Below are 17601 nucleotides of genomic sequence, written 5' to 3' on the forward strand. Positions count from 1 at the left end.
TGCCCCAATTGAAATCAGACATCATTTTAGTGAGTAATGAAACAGGGCTTGGTGTTGTGCCGATGGGTGAAACCAGCCGACGTTTTGTGGATGAGGCAGGGCGTTTACATCAGGGATTAGGCCAATTGGCGGATAAAGTGGTGTTTTGTGTGGCAGGATTTCCAATGATTTTAAAAGGTGAAAAATAATATGGCTGAACAAACTCATTGGTATTTAGCGCCAGTTCAGCATCCTGATTTGGATGCAAAATTGCAGGCTGAGCAACGTCAATTACAACTGACCAAACCGACAGGTGCATTGGGTGATTTAGAACAGATTGCAATTACCTTGGCAAGTTTACAGAGTACGGTTTTTCCAAAAATCAATAAACCGTGGATTAGCATTTTTGCAGGTGATCATGGCGTGGTAGAAGAAAATATTTCGGCGTATCCGCAAACTGTAACCCGCCAAATGCTGCAAAATTTTGCATCAGGTGGCGCAGCGATCAGTGTGATTGCCAAGCATCATCAGGCTCATTTACAGGTGATTGATTGTGGAACTGTTGGTGATGCTTATGAGTATGCAGGCGTTGAACGCCACTGTATTCGTGCAGGTACAGCAAACTTTGCCAAACAGGCTGCAATGACTGAACAAGAGTGTCAGGCTGCATTACAATTGGGTAAAAACAGCGTAGACCTAGCGAAATCGAAAGGGGCTGATATTTTTATTGCAGGTGAAATGGGGATTGGCAATACCTGTTCAGCTTCGGCACTTGCCTGTTTACTGCTAGATGAATCAGCGCAACAGCTTACAGGTGTTGGCACAGGGATTAATCATGAACAATTACAACACAAGATTAACGTGATTGATCAGGCCATAAAGCTGCATCAAGCAGATGTTGAGAATAATCCTTTGAAAATTTTGGCAGCGGTCGGTGGACTGGAAATTGCCGCCATGACAGGAGCATATCTGCGTTGCGCACAAATGGGGTTGCCAATCGTTGTTGATGGTTTTATCAGCTCAGTTGCTGCCTTATGTGCGGTTCGTATTCAGCCACAGGCCAGAGAATGGATGTTATTTGGTCATCAATCGGCTGAATATGGTCATCAACGTATTTTAAAAGAACTGAATGCCCAAGCAATTTTAAACATGAACCTGCGTTTAGGTGAAGGTAGTGGTGCAGGCGCAGCATTATCCATGCTTCAACTTGCCTGTGCGTTACATAATCAAATGGCAACTTTTGCGGAAGCGGTGGTTTCAGGTGATAAAGTTGGCTAAGTTACGGCTGGACTTGTTGCGTCATGGTGAGACAACTTTAGGTCATACCTTGCGTGGCTGGCTGGATGACGAACTGACAGAACAGGGCTGGTCACAAATGCAGGCGACCGTTCAACATCATCTTAATCAAAAGAATTGGGATGTAGTTGTTAGTTCACCCTTACAGCGTTGCCGATTATTTGCCGAAAAATTATCAAATGATTTACAGCGACCCTTATTTATAAATGAATATCTCAAGGAAATGTATTTCGGTGATTGGGAGGGCATTTCAACTCAAACCATCTATGAAACATTACCTGAGTTATTGGCAAATTTCTGGCAATTTCCAACCCAATATCATGCGCCAAACGGGGAATCTTTAGTCGAGTTTCATCAACGTGTCTTCAATGGTTTTCAGCAGATTGCCGAATATATGCGGCAACATCACTATCAGTCTGCATTGGTAGTCACACATGGCGGTGTGATTAAATTATTAAGTTGTTTGGCACAACAACAGGGCCTGGATAACCTACTCAGAATGTCTGCTGAACTTGGGCAATTACATTCCTTTAGGTTGTCTCATCAACCAGCACAATTATCTTTTGAAAAGGTTGAGTAATGTTGCCATTTTTGATTGCCTTGCAATTTCTCACCATTGTTCCTGTGCAATTAAAGCAAATTCCCACGGCAAGGCAAAATGCACAATCCCTATTATTTTATCCTGTAATTGGTTTATTGATTGGGTTGATTTTATTTGGATTATCTGTTGCTCTGATCGAGTTACCCGCCATTCTGTTAGCCAGTATTGTCTTGGTCATCTGGATTTGGCTTACTGGTGGGCTACATTTGGATGGTCTTGCCGATACCGCAGATGCATGGGTAGGCGGTTTTGGAGATCGAGAACGTACCTTAAAGATTATGAAAGACCCAGCATGTGGTCCAATTGGTGTGCTCAGCCTCATCATAGTGTGCTTGTTAAAATTTGCAGCACTTTATGTGTTAATTGAACAGCATTTGAATGCATTTTTAATTCTGGTTCCTATGCTTGGACGTAATGTCGCCTTATTTTTGTTTTTAACCACAACCTATGTCAGAGATAAAGGTTTGGGACGTTCAATGACGGATTTTCTTCCCAAAGCTATTTTATGGATAGTATTTGTCATTACATTATCATTGCTTTATCTGTTCAAATGGTATGGCTTAGTCGTACTTATTAGCTTTTTACTGTTACTTTTTTATTTGCGTTCACTATTTATCAAAAGAATTGGTGGAATTACAGGCGATACCATTGGCGCAGGTATTGAATTAAGCGAAATGAATGTACTCATTGCATTTGTGGTTGCTTATTTTTATATTGCTTAAAATATAAAAAGACGGGTTGAAAGAATGCTTAAAAAATCTTGAAATGTTCACTATGATATCTATGATTTTTGTATTGCTTATTTAACATAATATACATTATGCGAAATACAAACTAAATATTTTTCCATCTTAATTTTTAGGATAATTTGCATGATGCTCTGGATCATTTAGGTATCCCTGTAAAAGATCAGACTTTTTCGCTTCAATAACTTCAGCCCTTAGTTTGTAGAAATCTCTCTATAAAATAATGCTTTGAAAAGATGTTTGCTCATTCGTGAGCTGGCGCTGCAAGGTCCTTTCTGATGTATGTGGTTTTTACGCTACCTGTTTTGATGAATTGCAACATTTAAAATGTCTTGTTCTAGAAAACTTTGATGAAAAAATGCAACTATTAAATTGATCAAAATATAAAAACCAGACAGCTATTTAGTATTAACTAAATAGCTGTCTTATGGATTTTAATTTTTATGCTGCAACTTATAGCACTCATCAAGAGCAAGCTCATAATAGGCCAATCCTTCTTTGGCAGCTAAAAAAGCCTTTCTCTGCAAAACTGGATCTTTGTCACACAGTCGCTTGATCAGTTCCATAGCCTCATAAGGATGTAGGTCATCATAATGTGCATGTGCTCTTAACCAGGCAAGTGATCGTTTATTAATATTGACTTCTGGATGTTGGGTGTAGGTTTGAATTCCCTTATACACCTGTATAGTCCAGTCCCCTGTTGCCCACTCAATTGCCAGATTTGTTGCGGCAATGCTTTCGGCCAGACTCCCTCGATAATTGGTTGTCCAGAGAAAATGATTGACTGCATTCATGGCGGCAGGTGGTGTTACTTCATTCAGCATTTCCAGTGTAAGGCCAAAACCCATTGCCCAATCCTGATACCAGTTTAAATGGCGTTCTTCAACCTTAATATTTTGAATAAGCCAGTCCCTGGTTTCAGTTACACCATCCAATGAGAAAGAAGTTGCCTTGGCCAATGCTCCTGCCATATAGGATGGAAAATGAGCAACTAAAGGGTAAAAGTTAAGTAATGCCGAACGAAAACATTCAAGGCTTAATGAACCACTCGCCATGTCTAAAAATAAAGGATGTTTACTCACTCTTTCTTTTGCAGGTAAAAGTCCATCCCAGAACCGTTGAGCCCATTCAGTATGAGGGGTAATTTCTAGTTTTGTTGCATATTGATTCATAGCAGTCATTGCGATGCATCCTATTTCGTATGACTTGATTCAATCACATTCCATGATTGTTGTTTTTGTCTAAATTGCATTCTAATACAGTAAATATACAATCATTACTGTTTAATTTGTAACATTTTTTGTTTCTTTAAGATTTTAGTAAATTGAAACATTAGATCTCTTTAGAAAGTATTATTTTTGACTATTTTAGAATTTAATATATATTTAAAAATCAACGCTTATCACTGATAAAATTTTGATTTTCGCAAGAGGTCTATCATACTAGTTCATAATTAGAACTTCTGATGAAAGTTAGACGTATGATAAATTCTGAATAATAAAACATGATTGAGTTAAAAAAATTAATAATTTTTTATAATATGATACACATTTTTTTTAAAATCAGTGTAACGTAGTAAAAAATAATTCCTATTTGATATTTATAACAATATTTGGAAGTGGTGAGAGATAAGATGAAGTTGAAAGCTTCCAATATATTGAGACAAGAACAAATCGACTTACTAATTTCTCGCGGGCTAAATTTAGTTTGGTTTCCTAAAGAATTAGAAGTGATCTATCGAGATCAATACAGAAATGAGGCTGCCCATGAGTTTCGTTATCGTGCGCCTATCATTCTAGGTTTATATTTATTTCTTAGTTTCGGTACCTATCAGGTATTACCCCCTGTTTTGCGTCTTGAATGGGGTGCGTATTACGGTTGGGTCGGTATTATCATTTTACTCGCCTGGCTACTAGCCTTTGTTCCCATCATGAATAAATGGTTTGATCATTATGTTTGTCTGGGATCAATGGGCGCTGTTGCAATTATATTCACCTTGATCAACGTATTAGAACAAGGCCAACATAATGTGCTATTTCATGCTGCCATGATGTATGCAGTCGTGATTATTTATGGCTTTGTGGGAATGCGTTTCTACACAGCCATTCTTGCTGGATGGTGTGGTGGGCTTGTGGGTTTGATCGCTAGTACATGGCTAAGTGGCTATATTGATTGGACTTTTTTAAACCGCACCTATACTTTTAGCAGCTTTTTGGGTATGGCATTGGCATATGCCACAGACAGGCAACATCGGGAAAACTATTTACAGAATTGTATGATCGAACTTAATCGGCTGGAGCTCATACGTCAGGCACAGCAGCTTTCGGTTCTATCGCGGCAGGATGCCTTAACTGGTTTGGCCAACCGCCGTTATCTAGATGAGGTTCTTGAAAATGAATGGAAACGAGCCATTCGCCATGAAATGCCTATTACAATCATGATGATTGATATTGATTTCTTTAAACTATACAACGATACCCTGGGGCATATCCAAGGAGATCAGTGTTTAAGGCGGATTGCCATTTTATTGGGTTCAATTGCCTCTCGTAGTGGCGATCTCGCTGCCCGTTATGGTGGTGAGGAGTTTCTATTGTTATTCTCCATGACAGATAAAGATCAAGCTGTGATACAGGTACAACGGTTAATGGAGCTGGTTCGCAATATAGGAATTATTCATCCAAGAAGTCATGTTTCCGAGCATGTTACGATTAGTGTGGGGGTGGCAACAGTCACACCGCGTTTAAATGACAGTCTTTCGGAATTTATTTCTCAAGCTGACCATGCATTATATGTGGCCAAGAGTAATGGTAGAAATCAATATTATATTTCCACTTCAGATAATGTTATTTCTGAAGCACTATAATTTTGTTGTTGAATTTAATAATACTTAAAAAGTTTTAAAGATATATTTAAAATACTATTAAAGCCACACATAGAATGAATCATATGTGTGGCCTAATTATAAGCTTATATTAAGGTTCGATTGGCTGAAATGGTGAAATCACATCTGCGTTCTGTGCGCGATGGCGTAGGAAATGATCCATTAACACAATCGCCAGCATGGCTTCGGCAATTGGCGTGGCACGCACACCCACACATGGGTCATGACGACCTTTGGTTAACACATCCGTATTTTCCCGCTCAATTGTAATGGTTTTTCCTGGGGTGGTAATACTTGCAGTTGGTTTTAAGGCAATCGCAACACGAATGGTTTGACCACTTGAAATTCCCCCTAAAATGCCGCCAGCATGATTGGCGAGGAAACCATCTGTGGTCAGTTCATCACGGGTTTCGTGACCAAACTGCCCTGCAACAGCAAAGCCATCACCGATTTCGACACCTTTAACGGCATTAATGCTCATCATGGCATGGGCAATATCCGCATCCAGACGATCAAAAACAGGCTCACCCCAGCCCACTGGCACTTTTTCAGCAAGAATTTCCAGTTTTGCACCACAACTGGTTCCTTGTTCACGTAATGAGGTTACAAGCTGTTCAAAACGCGGCACGGCATCAACATCCCCACAGAAAAATGGGTTGTTCGGTACTTCCGACCAATCCAGCTTCTCAGCAACTTCATTACCAATTTGGGTGACATGGCCACGAATATCAATACCAAATTTTTCAGCAAGATATTTCTTGGCAATTGCACCAGCGGCAACTCGCATTGCCGTTTCACGCGCACTTGAACGTCCACCCCCACGATAGTCACGGAAACCGTATTTTTGCGTATAGGTATAATCAGCATGTCCAGGGCGGAATGTCTGCGCGATATTGCCGTAGTCTTTAGATTTCTGGTCGGTATTACGAATCAACAAGCCAATTGGTGTGCCTGTAGTTCTACCCTCAAAAACACCTGAAATAATTTCAACCTGATCAGGTTCTTTACGCTGGGTCGCAAATTTAGAGGTTCCTGGTTTACGGCGGTCCAGGTCCTTTTGTAAATCATCTTCGCACAGTTCCAGACCTGGTGGTACACCGTCAACAATCGCCATTAACCCGACACCATGTGACTCACCACAGGTGGTTACCCGAAAAAGTTGACCAATACTATTGCCTGCCATTTTCAGCCCCTTAATTTTGAATAGATTGCTGGAATATATCTTTATAGCGGCGGCATTGTTCAGCAGTGAGTGCAAAAATACCTGTACCACCTTTCTGGAATGTCAGCCAATGGAAGTCCACTGTATTAAAGTTCTGACGCATTGCCCATTCAGAGTTGCCCACTTCAATCACAATCAGGCCATCCTCTGTAAGATAGTCAGCCGCCTGAGCCAGCATTTTACGAACAAGGTCCAAACCATCCTGACCCGCAGCCAAGGCTAACTCAGGTTCATGCAGGAATTCATCAGGTAAATCTGCCATATCTTCTGCATCGACATAAGGAGGATTGCTCACGATAAGATCATATTGATTTTCAGTAGGAATTTTTGCAAATAGATCAGATTCAAGCAACGCAATTTGATATTGCTTGTTATGATGCTCCACATTGATTGAAGCGACTTCGAGAGCTTCTTTGGAAATATCGGTTGCATCCACTTCCGAGTCTGGGAAAGCATAAGCCAAGGCCACAGCAATACATCCCGAACCTGTACACATATCCAGAATACGTTGCGGCGTTTTTGCTGCTGGATTCTCAGGTAAATTATTCAAGGCTTCACGCATCTGCCCATTTTCATCCAGACAATATGGCGCAAAACGTTGTTCAATCGCCTCAGCAATTGGTGAACGTGGAATCAGTACACGCTCATCCACATAAAAAGGTTTATTAAAGAAATATGCAAGATTCAATAAATATGAGGTCGGAACACGCTCATTAATACGGCGTTCCAATAAACTTAAAAATTCAGCTTTTTCACTTGGTAAAAGTTTAGCATCTAGAATCTCTGCATCAGCAGACCATTCCAGTGACAATGTTTGCAAAACCAGAGCTGAACTTTCTGCAAAATAATCTTCTGTACCTTGCCCCAAATGTGCATCGTATTGGCGTAATGCGCTCACCCCAAAACGGATAAAATCCCGAATTGTTGATAAATGCTCAGACGCTTCTTGTAAATGTTCAGGGGGAATGGTTGGTCGATCCACGTAGGTCTCCACAGGCAAGGATTGCAAAACGGCTTATTCTATCGTGTTTTTCAACTATTTTTTAATGTTTCATCATTAATCCACTGAAAACAAAAAATAGATCAATTGGATTGATTAAATACTATTCAATATTTTGATTTAATGCTTTAATGTACACACTATGTGTACATACATTGGAGGCTATGATGAGCACATCAATTACATCTCGTGTATTTATGAATGGCAATAGTCAAGCCGTTCGTATTCCACAAGAATTTCGTTTAAATACCAAGCGGGTAGAAATTTTTTTGAATCAGAATGGAGATTTGGTCATTCATCCTATTGCAGATTTAAATGAAAATCGAGGTGAAGCATTATGGCAAGCCTTAAATGAATTTGATGATGACTTTGTTGAGGCTCTAGAAAAAAATCGTTTAGAGGATAACCAAGTACAAGAGCGTGATGCTTTATGAAATATATGCTGGATACCAATATTCTGATCTATTTCATGAAGAATAAACCCCTGAGTGTGATTGAACGAGTCAATCAACTCTCACAGGATGATGAATTGTGTATGTCATTTATCAGTTATGCGGAATTATTAAAAGGAGCCTACGGCAGTCAGCGAAAGACTGTTGTTTTAAAACAGCTTGAAAACCTGATTCTGCGAATCCCTGTCCTTTATAGTACTCAACAACAACTTTGTGAGTACTATGCTCATCATGCACTATTACTCAAACAAGCTGGAACACCGATTGGTAATAATGATTTATGGATTGCAAGTCATGCACTTGCCGAAAAATGTATTTTGGTGAGCAACAATTGTAAGGAATTTAATCGCATTACAGATTTAACACTGGAAAACTGGGCTGATCCAACATGAATCAGCCTTATGAAGTTTAACGAGATAAATATTTGGTCATATCTTCAATGCCTTTTAGTGTCATTGGATACATATGATTTTCAAAAATTTCTTTGATCCAGTTAATGGTCTGGGTGTAATGCCAGTAACCTTCCATTTCAGGATTTAACCAAGCGGTTTTGTCAAAATGCTGACGTAAACGTCTAAGCCATACTTCGCCCGACTCATCATTCATATATTCAACTGAACCACCTGCCGACTTGAGTTCGTATGGTGCCATACTGGCATCACCCACCACAATCACACGGTAATCACGTCCATAGGTATGGAATAGATCCCATGTATTCATGCGTGTTGAACTACGGCGATGGTTGTCTTTCCATACATAGTCATAAAGACAGTTATGGAAGTAGAAATATTCCAGCGTTTTGAATTCTGATTTTGCGGCGCTAAACAACTTCTCACATTCAGCGATATAAGCATCCATTGAACCACCAACATCAAACAGCATCAACACCTTGATACGGTTACGGCGCTCAGGCACGAGTTGTACATCCAAAATACCCTGTTTGGCCGTTTCACGGATGGTACCGTCAACATCGAGTTCTTCGGCTGCACCCTGACGGGCAAACTTACGCAAACGACGCAACGCAATTTGCATCTGGCGTGTTCCCAACACTTGATCGTCATCAAGATTCTGGTATTTGCGCTGTTCCCACACCTTTACCGCTGAACGTTTACGCCCTGGCCCACCGATGCGGACACCTTCTGGATGATCACCAAAAGCACCAAAAGGTGAAGTTCCACCTGTACCAATCATACGATTGCCACCCTGATGTTTTTTATGCTGTTCCCGCAAGCGTTCTTCCAGCATTTTCATCAGTTCTTCAAGCGAACCCGCTTTGAGTAGTTCTGCACGTTGTTCAGGAGTGAGATGTTTCTCCAATAGCTCAAGATCAAACCAGTCTTTTGGCAATTTGTGAACTTGTTTAAGTAATTCATCAAGATCAAAAGTTTCAATGCCATCAAAATAGTCTTTCATGGCACGGTCAAACTTGTCAAAGAAACGCTCATCCTTGACTAAAATGGTTTTAGCCAATTGGTAGAATTCTTCCTGATCTGCAAAAACCAGACCTGATGCCACCGCCTGATTGAGATCAATCAGCTCACGAGTTGTTACAGGTACACCATATTTGCGCAAGGTGTAAAACAATCGTACAAACATTGGTAAACACTCTTAGCGGCGTGACATAAATGCTAAACGTTCAAGCAGTTGCACATCTTGTTCATTCTTGATTAACGCGCCATACAACGGCGGAATCGCTTTTGACTTATCGCGATTACGCAACACATCCTCAGGCATATCATCTGCCATGAGTAGACTTAACCAGTCGATCAATTCAGAGGTTGATGGGGGTTTCTTCAAGTTTGGAATTTCACGTAACTTAAAGAACACCTGTAGGGCTTCACTGACCAAAGTATTTGCGATATTCGGGAAATGAACCGCGATGATGTCACGCATGGTGGCTTCATCTGGGAACTCAATATAGTGGAAGAAACAACGGCGTAAAAACGCGTCTGGAAGTTCTTTCTCATTATTTGAGGTGATGATCACAATCGGACGTTGGGTCGCAGTGATGGTTTCACCTGTTTCATAGACATAGAACGACATTTTATCGAGTTCATGTAGCAAGTCATTTGGAAACTCAATATCAGCCTTGTCAATTTCATCAATCAGCAATACACAGCGTTCTTCGCTGGTAAAGGCTTCCCATAATTTACCTGGTTTAATATAGTTCTTGATGTCGTAGACACGGTCATCACCCAACTGACTGTCACGTAAACGTGAAACAGCGTCATATTCATACAGGCCTTGCTGGGCTTTGGTGGTTGACTTGATATGCCAGGTAATCAGCTTTAAGCCCAGACTTTCAGCCACTTGTTCTGCAAGCAAGGTTTTACCTGTGCCTGGCTCACCTTTGACCAAAAGTGGTTTTTGCAAAGCACGCGCAGCTTTTACTGCAAGTTTAAGGCTTTCAGTTGCAATATATTGATCTGTACCAGTGAAGTGTTGAGTATCAGCAGACATTTAAACAACCTTATTTTTCTATCTTTACTTTAGTGTGAATATTTAAGCGGAACGTACAGTTTTATTTGCGGAATACTTTGACCAGCAAAATCCAACCAGTAGACCTACACCAATGACAAACAGGATTAATGACAGGTTTGACCAGATTAAAATATGCTCTTTGGTCAATACACCAAAAATCAGGCCAAAGACTGCTGGTGCTAATGCCGAGTTTGGACCCTCGGAAATCGTAGGTGTTGCCAGAATGGCAAATACAATAATCCATAGGATTCCACCGACTGGATTGGGTAAACGCGACATCAGGCGATACCAGCACCATAATGCAATGAGTGTTCCTGTCACATAAACAATGATCGCAACATTCTCTTCAGGGAATTGATCCAGCACTGACAGGATGTTGGACCAGATCGCTGTTAAAGTTTCAAGCACCGCGCAAACCCTCTGGTTCCACCGCATTTGGATTAATTAATCCCTCAGGCGGCATCTGGATAAAAAATCCCTTGGTGTGTAGTGAGTCCAAAACATGAAGAACGTTCACACGGGCAAGCTTGCGCTCATTGTGCAGCTCCAGATGCATGACAAAAGTCGCCTTGCCAAATGCTTGCAACACGGCTTCAGGAATACCATCAAACAGATTTTCTGGTTCCTTGTCATCAGGATAGTTTGGACGAGCAATATACATATACATTTCGTCTTTTTTGCTCGATCTATAAATATCGCAGTGCATGTTTACTCACAACTCTTATCAATCAAAAACAGCATACATGAAAAAAATAACAGGTACATCAAGGAATGTTAACGCAGCAGTCGTGTTTTGTTTACTGGGAAATCTTCATCTGTGTGCCCAAATATTCAATATCCTGCCGCAACAGTTCAATCAATGGTCTGGTTAAGATTTCATAACGCCAGCCCAATAAATAGTTGGGTAAATCCTGCTCATCCAGATGAAAAACCACATGCTCATAAATCGCGTTCAGCCATTTTTTTCGCAGCAAAACTTCTTTGGGAACGGCTGTTTCAAGAACCACACGCTCTATTAAAATCTCTATTTGTGGTGCCACTTCCTTAGAATTACTTTTTACAGGCCGAGCCATTCTTAATGGCCACTCATTTTCAGGGGGTAAAAAATTCAATAAATCTAAAATGGTTTTACCATGTTCACGCACAATATTCGGACGTATGCCTTTCACCTGAGCAAGCTGGAAATTATTACGTGGATTTTTCTCAACCAAATCAATCATGGTGGCATTTTTAAGGATAAAACTGCGTGGTTGATTGAGTGCCTTGGTGATTTGTTCCCGCCAGATACTAAGTTGCTGTAACTGCATCAACTCCCTGCGTGAATGGCGGTAATTACCAATATCGGTATAAAGCGCTGCAAGTGGCGTTTCCAGTGCAATTTCTTTGGTGAGATTTTGGCAATCCTCCAATACATATTGATAGAGACCTTTCACTTTTAGGTCATTCTTCAATGCATCAGCAAGTTTGGTTAAATAAAGAACATCATTGGCTGCATAGCTCATTTGCTCCTGAGTGAGCGGTCGAGCCAACCAGTCTGAACGTGTCTGGTCTTTCTCTATATCAATATTCAAACGAGTTTTTAAGGCATTCTGGTAACTGACTTGTAGGCCATGTCCCAAAAAAGCCATTGCCACTTGAGTATCAAAGACATTGCCAAGTGGTTTCTGGTCTGCATAGTGATAGATCAGGTCAATATCTTCCCCACAGGCATGGAAAATGTTCTGTTGTGCATCAAATATTTTTTGCCAGAACTTTACCAAATCCAGTGCAGTTCCATCCAACAAGGAAACCTGGCCATTTAAATTGATTTGGCACACCCCAAGTTTTGGATATAAGGTATCAACCTTAATAAACTCAGTATCTAGTGCATAGATGGAACATTGTTCCATTTGAGTAAGGAGAACAGCTAAATCTTGTTGCTGCTGGATAAACTGAAACATATTTGCTCAAGTAAAATAATAAAGAACCATTAGCAATGGCACTGCCAAATTGCAGTCATTGCTCAAGCGAAATCAAATGCAAAAATAAATTTAATCAGTGTTCCACATGCAAAACATAAAATTACTCCTTTTTCTATATCATCAAAAAACGAAAATCCTTTTCGCCTGTCCATAGTGCCACAAATTACAGCAAATATATCAACGATAATGTTAGACAAAATGTAAAACTTAATTATTTGTTTAAATTAACAGCATAAATTTAAAGTAGATAAAATAATAATGGATAAACATCCTATTTCATCTTCATACGGTTATGTACAGCCTGACTTAGTGTATGGCTATCCACATACTCAAGTTCACCACCCTGAGGTACACCTTGAGCAATTCGGGTCATGTGAATTGGCAAATGTTTAGTTGCCTCAACCAGATAATGCGCCGTTGCCTGCCCCTCAACTGTCGCATTGGTGGCAAGAATCACCTCTTCAATTTTCCCCTCACTTAGGCGTTGAACCAGATAGGGAATTCCAATTTCCTCAGGGCCTATCCCATCCAACGGTGACAAATGCCCACCGAGTACATGGTACTTGCCACGAAAACTGCCGCTTTGTTCAATTGCCATTACATCCGCAGGTGATTCAACCACACAGAGAAGTTGTTCATCCCGTTCCACAGAGGCACAAATGTCACAAATTTCGTTTTCAGTTAAGGAATGACAAATGCGGCACTCATGGATATGGCTTGATGCCTCATGTAAGGCGTGTGATAAAGCAAATGCACCCTCACGGTTTTTCATCAGCAAATGCAATGCCATACGTTGTGCTGATTTTGGACCAACACTGGGTAATATACGTAATGCCTGAACCAATTGTTCAAATCGTTCACTAAACACAAATAGACTCGATTGTTTTAGAAAAGCTTCTCCAGCCTTTTATAAAAGGGCTGGAGATTTTCTTGAATTAGAATAAACCAGATAAACCTGGTGGCAAGCCCATACCTGAGTTGGCACCTTGAAGCTTTTCTTCAGAAATGACTTCGGCCTGACGTACCGCATCATTGATTGCAGCAGCAATCAAGTCTTCGATCATGTCTGCTTCGTCCTGTAACAGCTCTGGACTAATTTCGATACGCTTTACAACATTGCGGCAGGTCATGGTCACTTTAACCAAACCACCGCCCGCCTCAGCGTGAACTTCGGTTTTTGCAAGCTCTTCTTTGGCTTTCTTAATATTGGATTCCATATCCTTTTGCATGCGCTGGGCTTGCTGCATGAGCATATTAATATTCATAAGTCTCTCTCTTAAATCAAATCTAAACCGCGTGATAAGTCACGAATAATATCATTAATATCTTCCAAGCCAACAGATACACGGATCAATCCTTCTTCAATCCCTGCGGCTTGTTTGGCTTCGGCAGACATTCTACCATGCGAGGTGGTTGCTGGATGGGTAATTGTTGATTTTACATCGCCCAGATTACTGGTAATCGATAGGAAACGCGTGTTGTCAATCACCGTCCATGCGCCTTGACGCTCACCTCTTACAACAAATGAAACCACACCACCAAAACCTTTTTGCTGTTTTTTAGCAAGCTCGTGCCCAGGATGGTCAGGCAAACCTGCGTAATACACTTTTTCAACCTTGTCATGTTGATGCAACCATTCTGCCAGTTTCTGTGCATTTTCACAGTGCGCTTTCATACGGATACTGAGCGTTTCCAAGCCTTTTAGGAAAATCCATGCATTGAATGGACTCATTGAATTACCAAGGGTACGCACAACGCCGTTAATTTCTTCAACCAAATCGTTCTTACCAACAACTGCACCACCTAAAGCCCGTCCCTGACCATCAATATATTTAGTTGCTGAATAAAGAACCAAATCGGCACCAAACTTAATCGGCTGCTGTAACACAGGTGTACAGAAACAGTTATCCACTGCAAATAAAGCACCATGCGCGTGGGCAATATTTGCAATTGCCTGCATATCGCCCACCTGTGCCAAAGGATTCGAGGGTGTTTCAATAAAGAGAATACGTGTATTTGGACGAATTGCCTGTTTCCAGCCTTCAAGATCATCTAAATCAACAAAAGTCACTTCAACAGCAAATTTTGCAACGTACTTTTCAAATAAGGCAATGATTGAACCAAAAACGGCGCGTGAACAAATCACATGATCGCCCGCTTTTAAATACGCCATACACATGGCATGTACTGCTGCCATCCCTGAACTGGTTGCTACCGCACGCTCTGCGCCATCCAGAACAGCCAAACGTTTTTCAAAAGCCTGTACGGTTGGATTGGTATAACGTGAATAGGTATTACCTGCAATTTGCCCAGAGAATTTTGCAGCGGCATCAGCTGCACTTTCGCAAACAAACGATGAGGTTAAAAAGATAGGTTCACTATGTTCGCCCTCAAAGGTGCGATCATGCCCTGTGCGAATTGCCAGAGTGTCGAGTTGATATTCTAAATCATCGCTTGGATTCATGGTTTTGTATGCCTTATGATCATCATGCTTCAATATGCCAACATTTTGAGCGTCCAGGGTATTTAAGGTCAAGGCGTAAGATGAAATTATCGCTTAGACTTCGTGCAATCTTGACTCATGATGAGACTTTCAAAGATGAAATCGCTTGTGGAACAACAAAAAATAAACTTTAAACATTTAGCCATGCGTGTATTTGACACAGATCGGCTGGTGCTGTCTCAATCAACCGCCTATCAAGTGATTGCCGAGTTTAAACAAACCCGTGTTCGTTTTTATGCCTCAGAAAACAAACGTTATAAAGAGCCACTGGTCTTTGTTGCGCCGCTTGCGATTAATATGGATATTTATGACCTATATCCTTATCGCTCTTTGGTCAAACATTTCCAGGACAGTGGTTTTGATGTGTACCTGATTGACTGGGGCAAACTCACTTATAAAAACTATCAGGTTAATTTCTTGTCATTTATTGATAAGTTTATTCCACGCTGTATTGAAGCCATCCAGAAACATTCTAAATCTGAAAAAATTTCTCTACATGGCTGGAGTATGGCAGGTATTTTCGTCACACTTTATACAGCCCGCCATCCATCTAATCCAGTTAAAAATCTGGTCGTACTCGGTAGCCCAATTGACAGTTATGCTTCAGGCTATATTGGCAAACTATACAAAACACTGGCTTATATCACGACACGCAATCCAGCCATTAAGCACTATATATACAATCGTTTGCCAAAGCTGATGATTCATTCACCAGGCTTCCTAAACTCTTTAGGGTTTAAACTACTTGATCCAAAAGGCTGGATTGATGGCAATATCCAGTTACTCAAAAATCTGGATAATCTCAAACTGGTTCAGGAAGATGCCACACTCAGCCATTTCCTGAATAACATGATTGACTATCCAGGTGGTATCAATCAGGACATGCTGTTTAATGTATGGCTACAAAATCCATTGAAGCATGGTGCAATCAAACTCAAGAATGAGACGATTGAACTGAAGAATATCAATTGTTCGCTCTTGGTTGGTGCGGGTAAAAGTGATCAACTGGTGACTTCCGATGCCGCTTTTCCACTGACCCAGTTGACAAGCAGTCAGGATGTCACCTTTACTTTAATCCCTGGCGGACATTTAGGTTTAATGTCCAGTCAAAACAGTTCTATTGAGTTCTGGCCAACACTGACCAACTGGTTGGCCGAACGATCAACTCCTATCAAAAGGTAAACTATGAGTCAATCTGTTGCATTTATCGGTTTAGGCGCTATGGGCTATCGTATGGCAGCCCATCTACCAAAGCATTTCGAGGAAGTTTATGTCTGGAATCGAAACTTTAGTAAAGCTCAACAACATGCAACAGAATATGGAACTATAGCGGTTGAACTGGCTCAGGCAGTACAGGCAGATATTATCTTTTCATGCCTGCCAACAAGTGCAGATGTTGAAGCCTTGATTGATGGTGTGAATATTAAATCAGGTGCAATCTGGATTGACTGTACCAGTGGTGTGCCCGAGACAGCTCGCCGTCTGGCCGAAAAGCTAAAAGTACAGAACGTCGATTTTCTCGATGCACCTGTGAGTGGACAAACCATCGGTGCAGAAAATGCGACTTTAACCGTAATGGTAGGTGGCGATGTTAGTGCTTTTGAGCGTGCTTATTCTGCGATGGCAGCCGTTGGAAAATTGATTCAGCATGTTGGTGATTCAGGTGCAGGCTTTGCAGTAAAAGCCATCAACAATATGTTGCTTGCCGTCAATTTATGGTCAGTTGCCGAGGGATTTACCACATTAAAGGCACATGGTGTCAATCTGGACGCGGCACTCAACTGTATTAATGCTTCCAGTGGCAAAAGTCTAGTCACCGAAAATATTTTTCCTCAACGCGTACTGAGTCGTGAGTTTCCCTGCACCTTTGCCTTGCCTTTATTGGCAAAAGATACAGGAATTGCGCTAGATTTAGTACATAACGCGAAACTTCCAGCGCCTATACTTGCCCTGACCCAAAGCTTGATTCAGGCTGCAAGTTTAACTGCCGAAGCGAATAGTGATTTCTCCGCAGCAGTTAAACTGTATGAATCATGGAGTAAAATTACACTGGAATAGAATTACCATTTAAAAACAATATTTTATATCTAATTAAGATACCAGTCTAAAAAAGCCCGCTTAATAAAGCGGGTCTTGTTTATTCCTCAATTTCTATTGGATCACCATCTTTTGGGCGAATATGCCGTTCACCATCATCGGCTGGGTCAACACTGGAACCATCTTTGGTAATGCTGTTGTATAACTCATCCTCTTTCTTATCATCCATAAATTCCTCATCTTCAAAATCCAGAGGTTCATCATCATCTTGAAAATTTAAAGGCTTATTCTGATCTATCATGTTATTTTATTCCTTAATCAAGCTATGTCACTTCATGCTTAAATAATTGCCAGACAGATTCAACAGTGAACAGTCATCATTTTTGTAATTATTTGAATGAGTCTATTAATAAATTAAGCAGTCTGGACGCTTCTTCCTCAT

Annotated in this window: 21 protein-coding genes; 9 read left to right on the forward strand and 12 right to left on the reverse strand. The window is 40.8% G+C overall.

What is annotated here, in order from left to right; all coding sequences use genetic code 11:
* The 4 genes from B4H32_RS00450 to B4H32_RS00465 form a co-directional block, all read left to right on the forward strand.
* On the forward strand, positions 1-188 hold a 188-nt coding region (locus B4H32_RS00450), incomplete at its 5' end, for a bifunctional adenosylcobinamide kinase/adenosylcobinamide-phosphate guanylyltransferase (RefSeq protein WP_286799050.1).
* Position 189: 1 nt separating this feature from the next.
* Complete coding sequence (cobT, locus tag B4H32_RS00455; RefSeq protein ID WP_286799054.1) at positions 190-1257, forward strand: nicotinate-nucleotide--dimethylbenzimidazole phosphoribosyltransferase; 1068 nt, start codon at positions 190-192, stop codon at positions 1255-1257.
* On the forward strand, positions 1250-1855 hold the full coding sequence (locus tag B4H32_RS00460) for a histidine phosphatase family protein (RefSeq protein ID WP_004683804.1): 606 nt from the start codon (positions 1250-1252) through the stop codon (positions 1853-1855). Before cobT ends, B4H32_RS00460 begins: the two co-directional genes overlap by 8 nt.
* Positions 1855-2598, forward strand: coding sequence for an adenosylcobinamide-GDP ribazoletransferase (locus B4H32_RS00465; RefSeq protein WP_004683805.1), 744 nt, complete (start codon positions 1855-1857; stop codon positions 2596-2598). The genes B4H32_RS00460 and B4H32_RS00465 overlap by 1 nt, the downstream gene beginning before the upstream one ends.
* 458 nt (positions 2599-3056) lie before the next feature.
* Here B4H32_RS00465 and B4H32_RS00470 read toward each other — a convergent pair whose 3' ends face one another.
* Positions 3057-3803: a TenA family transcriptional regulator gene (locus B4H32_RS00470; RefSeq protein WP_004681963.1), complete on the reverse strand. Its 747-nt coding sequence runs from the start codon at positions 3801-3803 to the stop codon at positions 3057-3059.
* 452 nt (positions 3804-4255) lie between these two features.
* Between B4H32_RS00470 and B4H32_RS00475 the strand changes: the two genes are divergently transcribed.
* The gene (locus B4H32_RS00475; protein WP_004758084.1) at positions 4256-5485 is read left to right on the forward strand and encodes a GGDEF domain-containing protein; all 1230 of its coding nucleotides are present in this window, start codon (positions 4256-4258) and stop codon (positions 5483-5485) included.
* 109 nt (positions 5486-5594) lie between these two features.
* On the opposite strand, the gene aroC is transcribed toward B4H32_RS00475, so the two are convergent.
* Positions 5595-6686, reverse strand: a complete 1092-nt coding sequence (gene aroC / locus B4H32_RS00480) for a chorismate synthase (RefSeq protein ID WP_004758083.1) — start codon at positions 6684-6686, stop codon at positions 5595-5597.
* A gap of 10 nt (positions 6687-6696) precedes the next feature.
* Positions 6697-7707: a 50S ribosomal protein L3 N(5)-glutamine methyltransferase gene (gene prmB / locus B4H32_RS00485; protein WP_004758081.1), complete on the reverse strand. Its 1011-nt coding sequence runs from the start codon at positions 7705-7707 to the stop codon at positions 6697-6699.
* 185 nt (positions 7708-7892) lie between these two features.
* Here prmB and B4H32_RS00490 point away from each other — a divergent pair, with 185 nt between their 5' ends.
* Both B4H32_RS00490 and B4H32_RS00495 read left to right on the forward strand, forming a co-directional pair.
* Entirely contained in the window at positions 7893-8159 is a 267-nt protein-coding gene (locus tag B4H32_RS00490; protein ID WP_004681968.1) for an antitoxin, read from the forward strand.
* On the forward strand, positions 8156-8569 hold the full coding sequence (locus B4H32_RS00495; RefSeq protein ID WP_004681970.1) for a type II toxin-antitoxin system VapC family toxin: 414 nt from the start codon (positions 8156-8158) through the stop codon (positions 8567-8569). Before B4H32_RS00490 ends, B4H32_RS00495 begins: the two co-directional genes overlap by 4 nt.
* A gap of 16 nt (positions 8570-8585) precedes the next feature.
* Here the strand turns inward: B4H32_RS00495 and B4H32_RS00500 are convergent, their stop codons facing one another.
* From B4H32_RS00500 to B4H32_RS00535, 8 genes are all read right to left on the reverse strand, one after another.
* Positions 8586-9773 carry a vWA domain-containing protein gene (locus tag B4H32_RS00500; protein ID WP_004681972.1) on the reverse strand — a complete coding sequence of 396 codons (1188 nt, stop codon included), beginning with the start codon at positions 9771-9773 and terminating at the stop codon, positions 8586-8588.
* Positions 9774-9785: 12 nt separating this feature from the next.
* Positions 9786-10637 (reverse strand): AAA family ATPase, encoded by an 852-nt coding sequence (locus B4H32_RS00505; protein ID WP_004758077.1) that lies wholly within the window; start codon positions 10635-10637, stop codon positions 9786-9788.
* Between the two features lie 42 nt (positions 10638-10679).
* Complete coding sequence (locus tag B4H32_RS00510) at positions 10680-11066, reverse strand: hypothetical protein (RefSeq protein WP_286799072.1); 387 nt, start codon at positions 11064-11066, stop codon at positions 10680-10682.
* Complete coding sequence (locus B4H32_RS00515) at positions 11059-11364, reverse strand: YcgL domain-containing protein (RefSeq protein ID WP_004758075.1); 306 nt, start codon at positions 11362-11364, stop codon at positions 11059-11061. The genes B4H32_RS00510 and B4H32_RS00515 overlap by 8 nt, the downstream gene beginning before the upstream one ends.
* Positions 11365-11455: 91 nt before the next feature.
* On the reverse strand, positions 11456-12598 hold the full coding sequence (locus B4H32_RS00520) for a ribonuclease D (protein ID WP_004758074.1): 1143 nt from the start codon (positions 12596-12598) through the stop codon (positions 11456-11458).
* A 292-nt stretch (positions 12599-12890) separates the two neighbouring features.
* Entirely contained in the window at positions 12891-13487 is a 597-nt protein-coding gene (gene recR / locus B4H32_RS00525; protein WP_004677443.1) for a recombination mediator RecR, read from the reverse strand.
* A 67-nt stretch (positions 13488-13554) separates the two neighbouring features.
* On the reverse strand, positions 13555-13884 hold the full coding sequence (locus tag B4H32_RS00530) for a YbaB/EbfC family nucleoid-associated protein (RefSeq protein ID WP_004677441.1): 330 nt from the start codon (positions 13882-13884) through the stop codon (positions 13555-13557).
* Between the two features lie 11 nt (positions 13885-13895).
* Positions 13896-15083 (reverse strand): O-succinylhomoserine sulfhydrylase, encoded by a 1188-nt coding sequence (locus B4H32_RS00535; RefSeq protein ID WP_004758072.1) that lies wholly within the window; start codon positions 15081-15083, stop codon positions 13896-13898.
* Between the two features lie 135 nt (positions 15084-15218).
* Here B4H32_RS00535 and B4H32_RS00540 point away from each other — a divergent pair, with 135 nt between their 5' ends.
* Positions 15219-16304, forward strand: coding sequence for an alpha/beta fold hydrolase (locus B4H32_RS00540; RefSeq protein ID WP_004758069.1), 1086 nt, complete (start codon positions 15219-15221; stop codon positions 16302-16304).
* 3 nt (positions 16305-16307) lie between these two features.
* Positions 16308-17180, forward strand: coding sequence for an NAD(P)-dependent oxidoreductase (locus B4H32_RS00545; RefSeq protein ID WP_286799082.1), 873 nt, complete (start codon positions 16308-16310; stop codon positions 17178-17180).
* 79 nt (positions 17181-17259) lie between these two features.
* Here the strand turns inward: B4H32_RS00545 and B4H32_RS00550 are convergent, their stop codons facing one another.
* Positions 17260-17460 carry a hypothetical protein gene (locus B4H32_RS00550; RefSeq protein ID WP_004677437.1) on the reverse strand — a complete coding sequence of 67 codons (201 nt, stop codon included), beginning with the start codon at positions 17458-17460 and terminating at the stop codon, positions 17260-17262.
* Between the last annotated feature and the right edge of the window lie 141 nt (positions 17461-17601).

The organism is Acinetobacter sp. UBA2063, assembly GCF_002333245.1.
In the GTDB taxonomy this organism is placed as follows: domain Bacteria; phylum Pseudomonadota; class Gammaproteobacteria; order Pseudomonadales; family Moraxellaceae; genus Acinetobacter; species Acinetobacter parvus.

What these genes read in the sequence shown, in the direction of transcription:
- B4H32_RS00490 (WP_004681968.1), top strand. Translation starts at nt 7,893, where the DNA reads ATGAGCACATCAATTACATCTCGTGTATTTATGAATGGCAATAGTCAA.
- B4H32_RS00495 (WP_004681970.1), top strand. Translation starts at nt 8,156, where the DNA reads ATGAAATATATGCTGGATACCAATATTCTGATCTATTTCATGAAGAAT.
- B4H32_RS00545 (WP_286799082.1), top strand. Translation starts at nt 16,308, where the DNA reads ATGAGTCAATCTGTTGCATTTATCGGTTTAGGCGCTATGGGCTATCGT.
- B4H32_RS00540 (WP_004758069.1), top strand. Translation starts at nt 15,219, where the DNA reads ATGAAATCGCTTGTGGAACAACAAAAAATAAACTTTAAACATTTAGCC.
- B4H32_RS00520 (WP_004758074.1), bottom strand. Translation starts at nt 12,598, where the DNA reads ATGTTTCAGTTTATCCAGCAGCAACAAGATTTAGCTGTTCTCCTTACT.
- B4H32_RS00505 (WP_004758077.1), bottom strand. Translation starts at nt 10,637, where the DNA reads ATGTCTGCTGATACTCAACACTTCACTGGTACAGATCAATATATTGCA.
- B4H32_RS00465 (WP_004683805.1), top strand. Translation starts at nt 1,855, where the DNA reads ATGTTGCCATTTTTGATTGCCTTGCAATTTCTCACCATTGTTCCTGTG.
- B4H32_RS00535 (WP_004758072.1), bottom strand. Translation starts at nt 15,083, where the DNA reads ATGAATCCAAGCGATGATTTAGAATATCAACTCGACACTCTGGCAATT.
- aroC (WP_004758083.1), bottom strand. Translation starts at nt 6,686, where the DNA reads ATGGCAGGCAATAGTATTGGTCAACTTTTTCGGGTAACCACCTGTGGT.
- B4H32_RS00475 (WP_004758084.1), top strand. Translation starts at nt 4,256, where the DNA reads ATGAAGTTGAAAGCTTCCAATATATTGAGACAAGAACAAATCGACTTA.
- cobT (WP_286799054.1), top strand. Translation starts at nt 190, where the DNA reads ATGGCTGAACAAACTCATTGGTATTTAGCGCCAGTTCAGCATCCTGAT.
- B4H32_RS00470 (WP_004681963.1), bottom strand. Translation starts at nt 3,803, where the DNA reads ATGACTGCTATGAATCAATATGCAACAAAACTAGAAATTACCCCTCAT.
- B4H32_RS00500 (WP_004681972.1), bottom strand. Translation starts at nt 9,773, where the DNA reads ATGTTTGTACGATTGTTTTACACCTTGCGCAAATATGGTGTACCTGTA.
- B4H32_RS00530 (WP_004677441.1), bottom strand. Translation starts at nt 13,884, where the DNA reads ATGAATATTAATATGCTCATGCAGCAAGCCCAGCGCATGCAAAAGGAT.
- B4H32_RS00515 (WP_004758075.1), bottom strand. Translation starts at nt 11,364, where the DNA reads ATGCACTGCGATATTTATAGATCGAGCAAAAAAGACGAAATGTATATG.
- B4H32_RS00550 (WP_004677437.1), bottom strand. Translation starts at nt 17,460, where the DNA reads ATGATAGATCAGAATAAGCCTTTAAATTTTCAAGATGATGATGAACCT.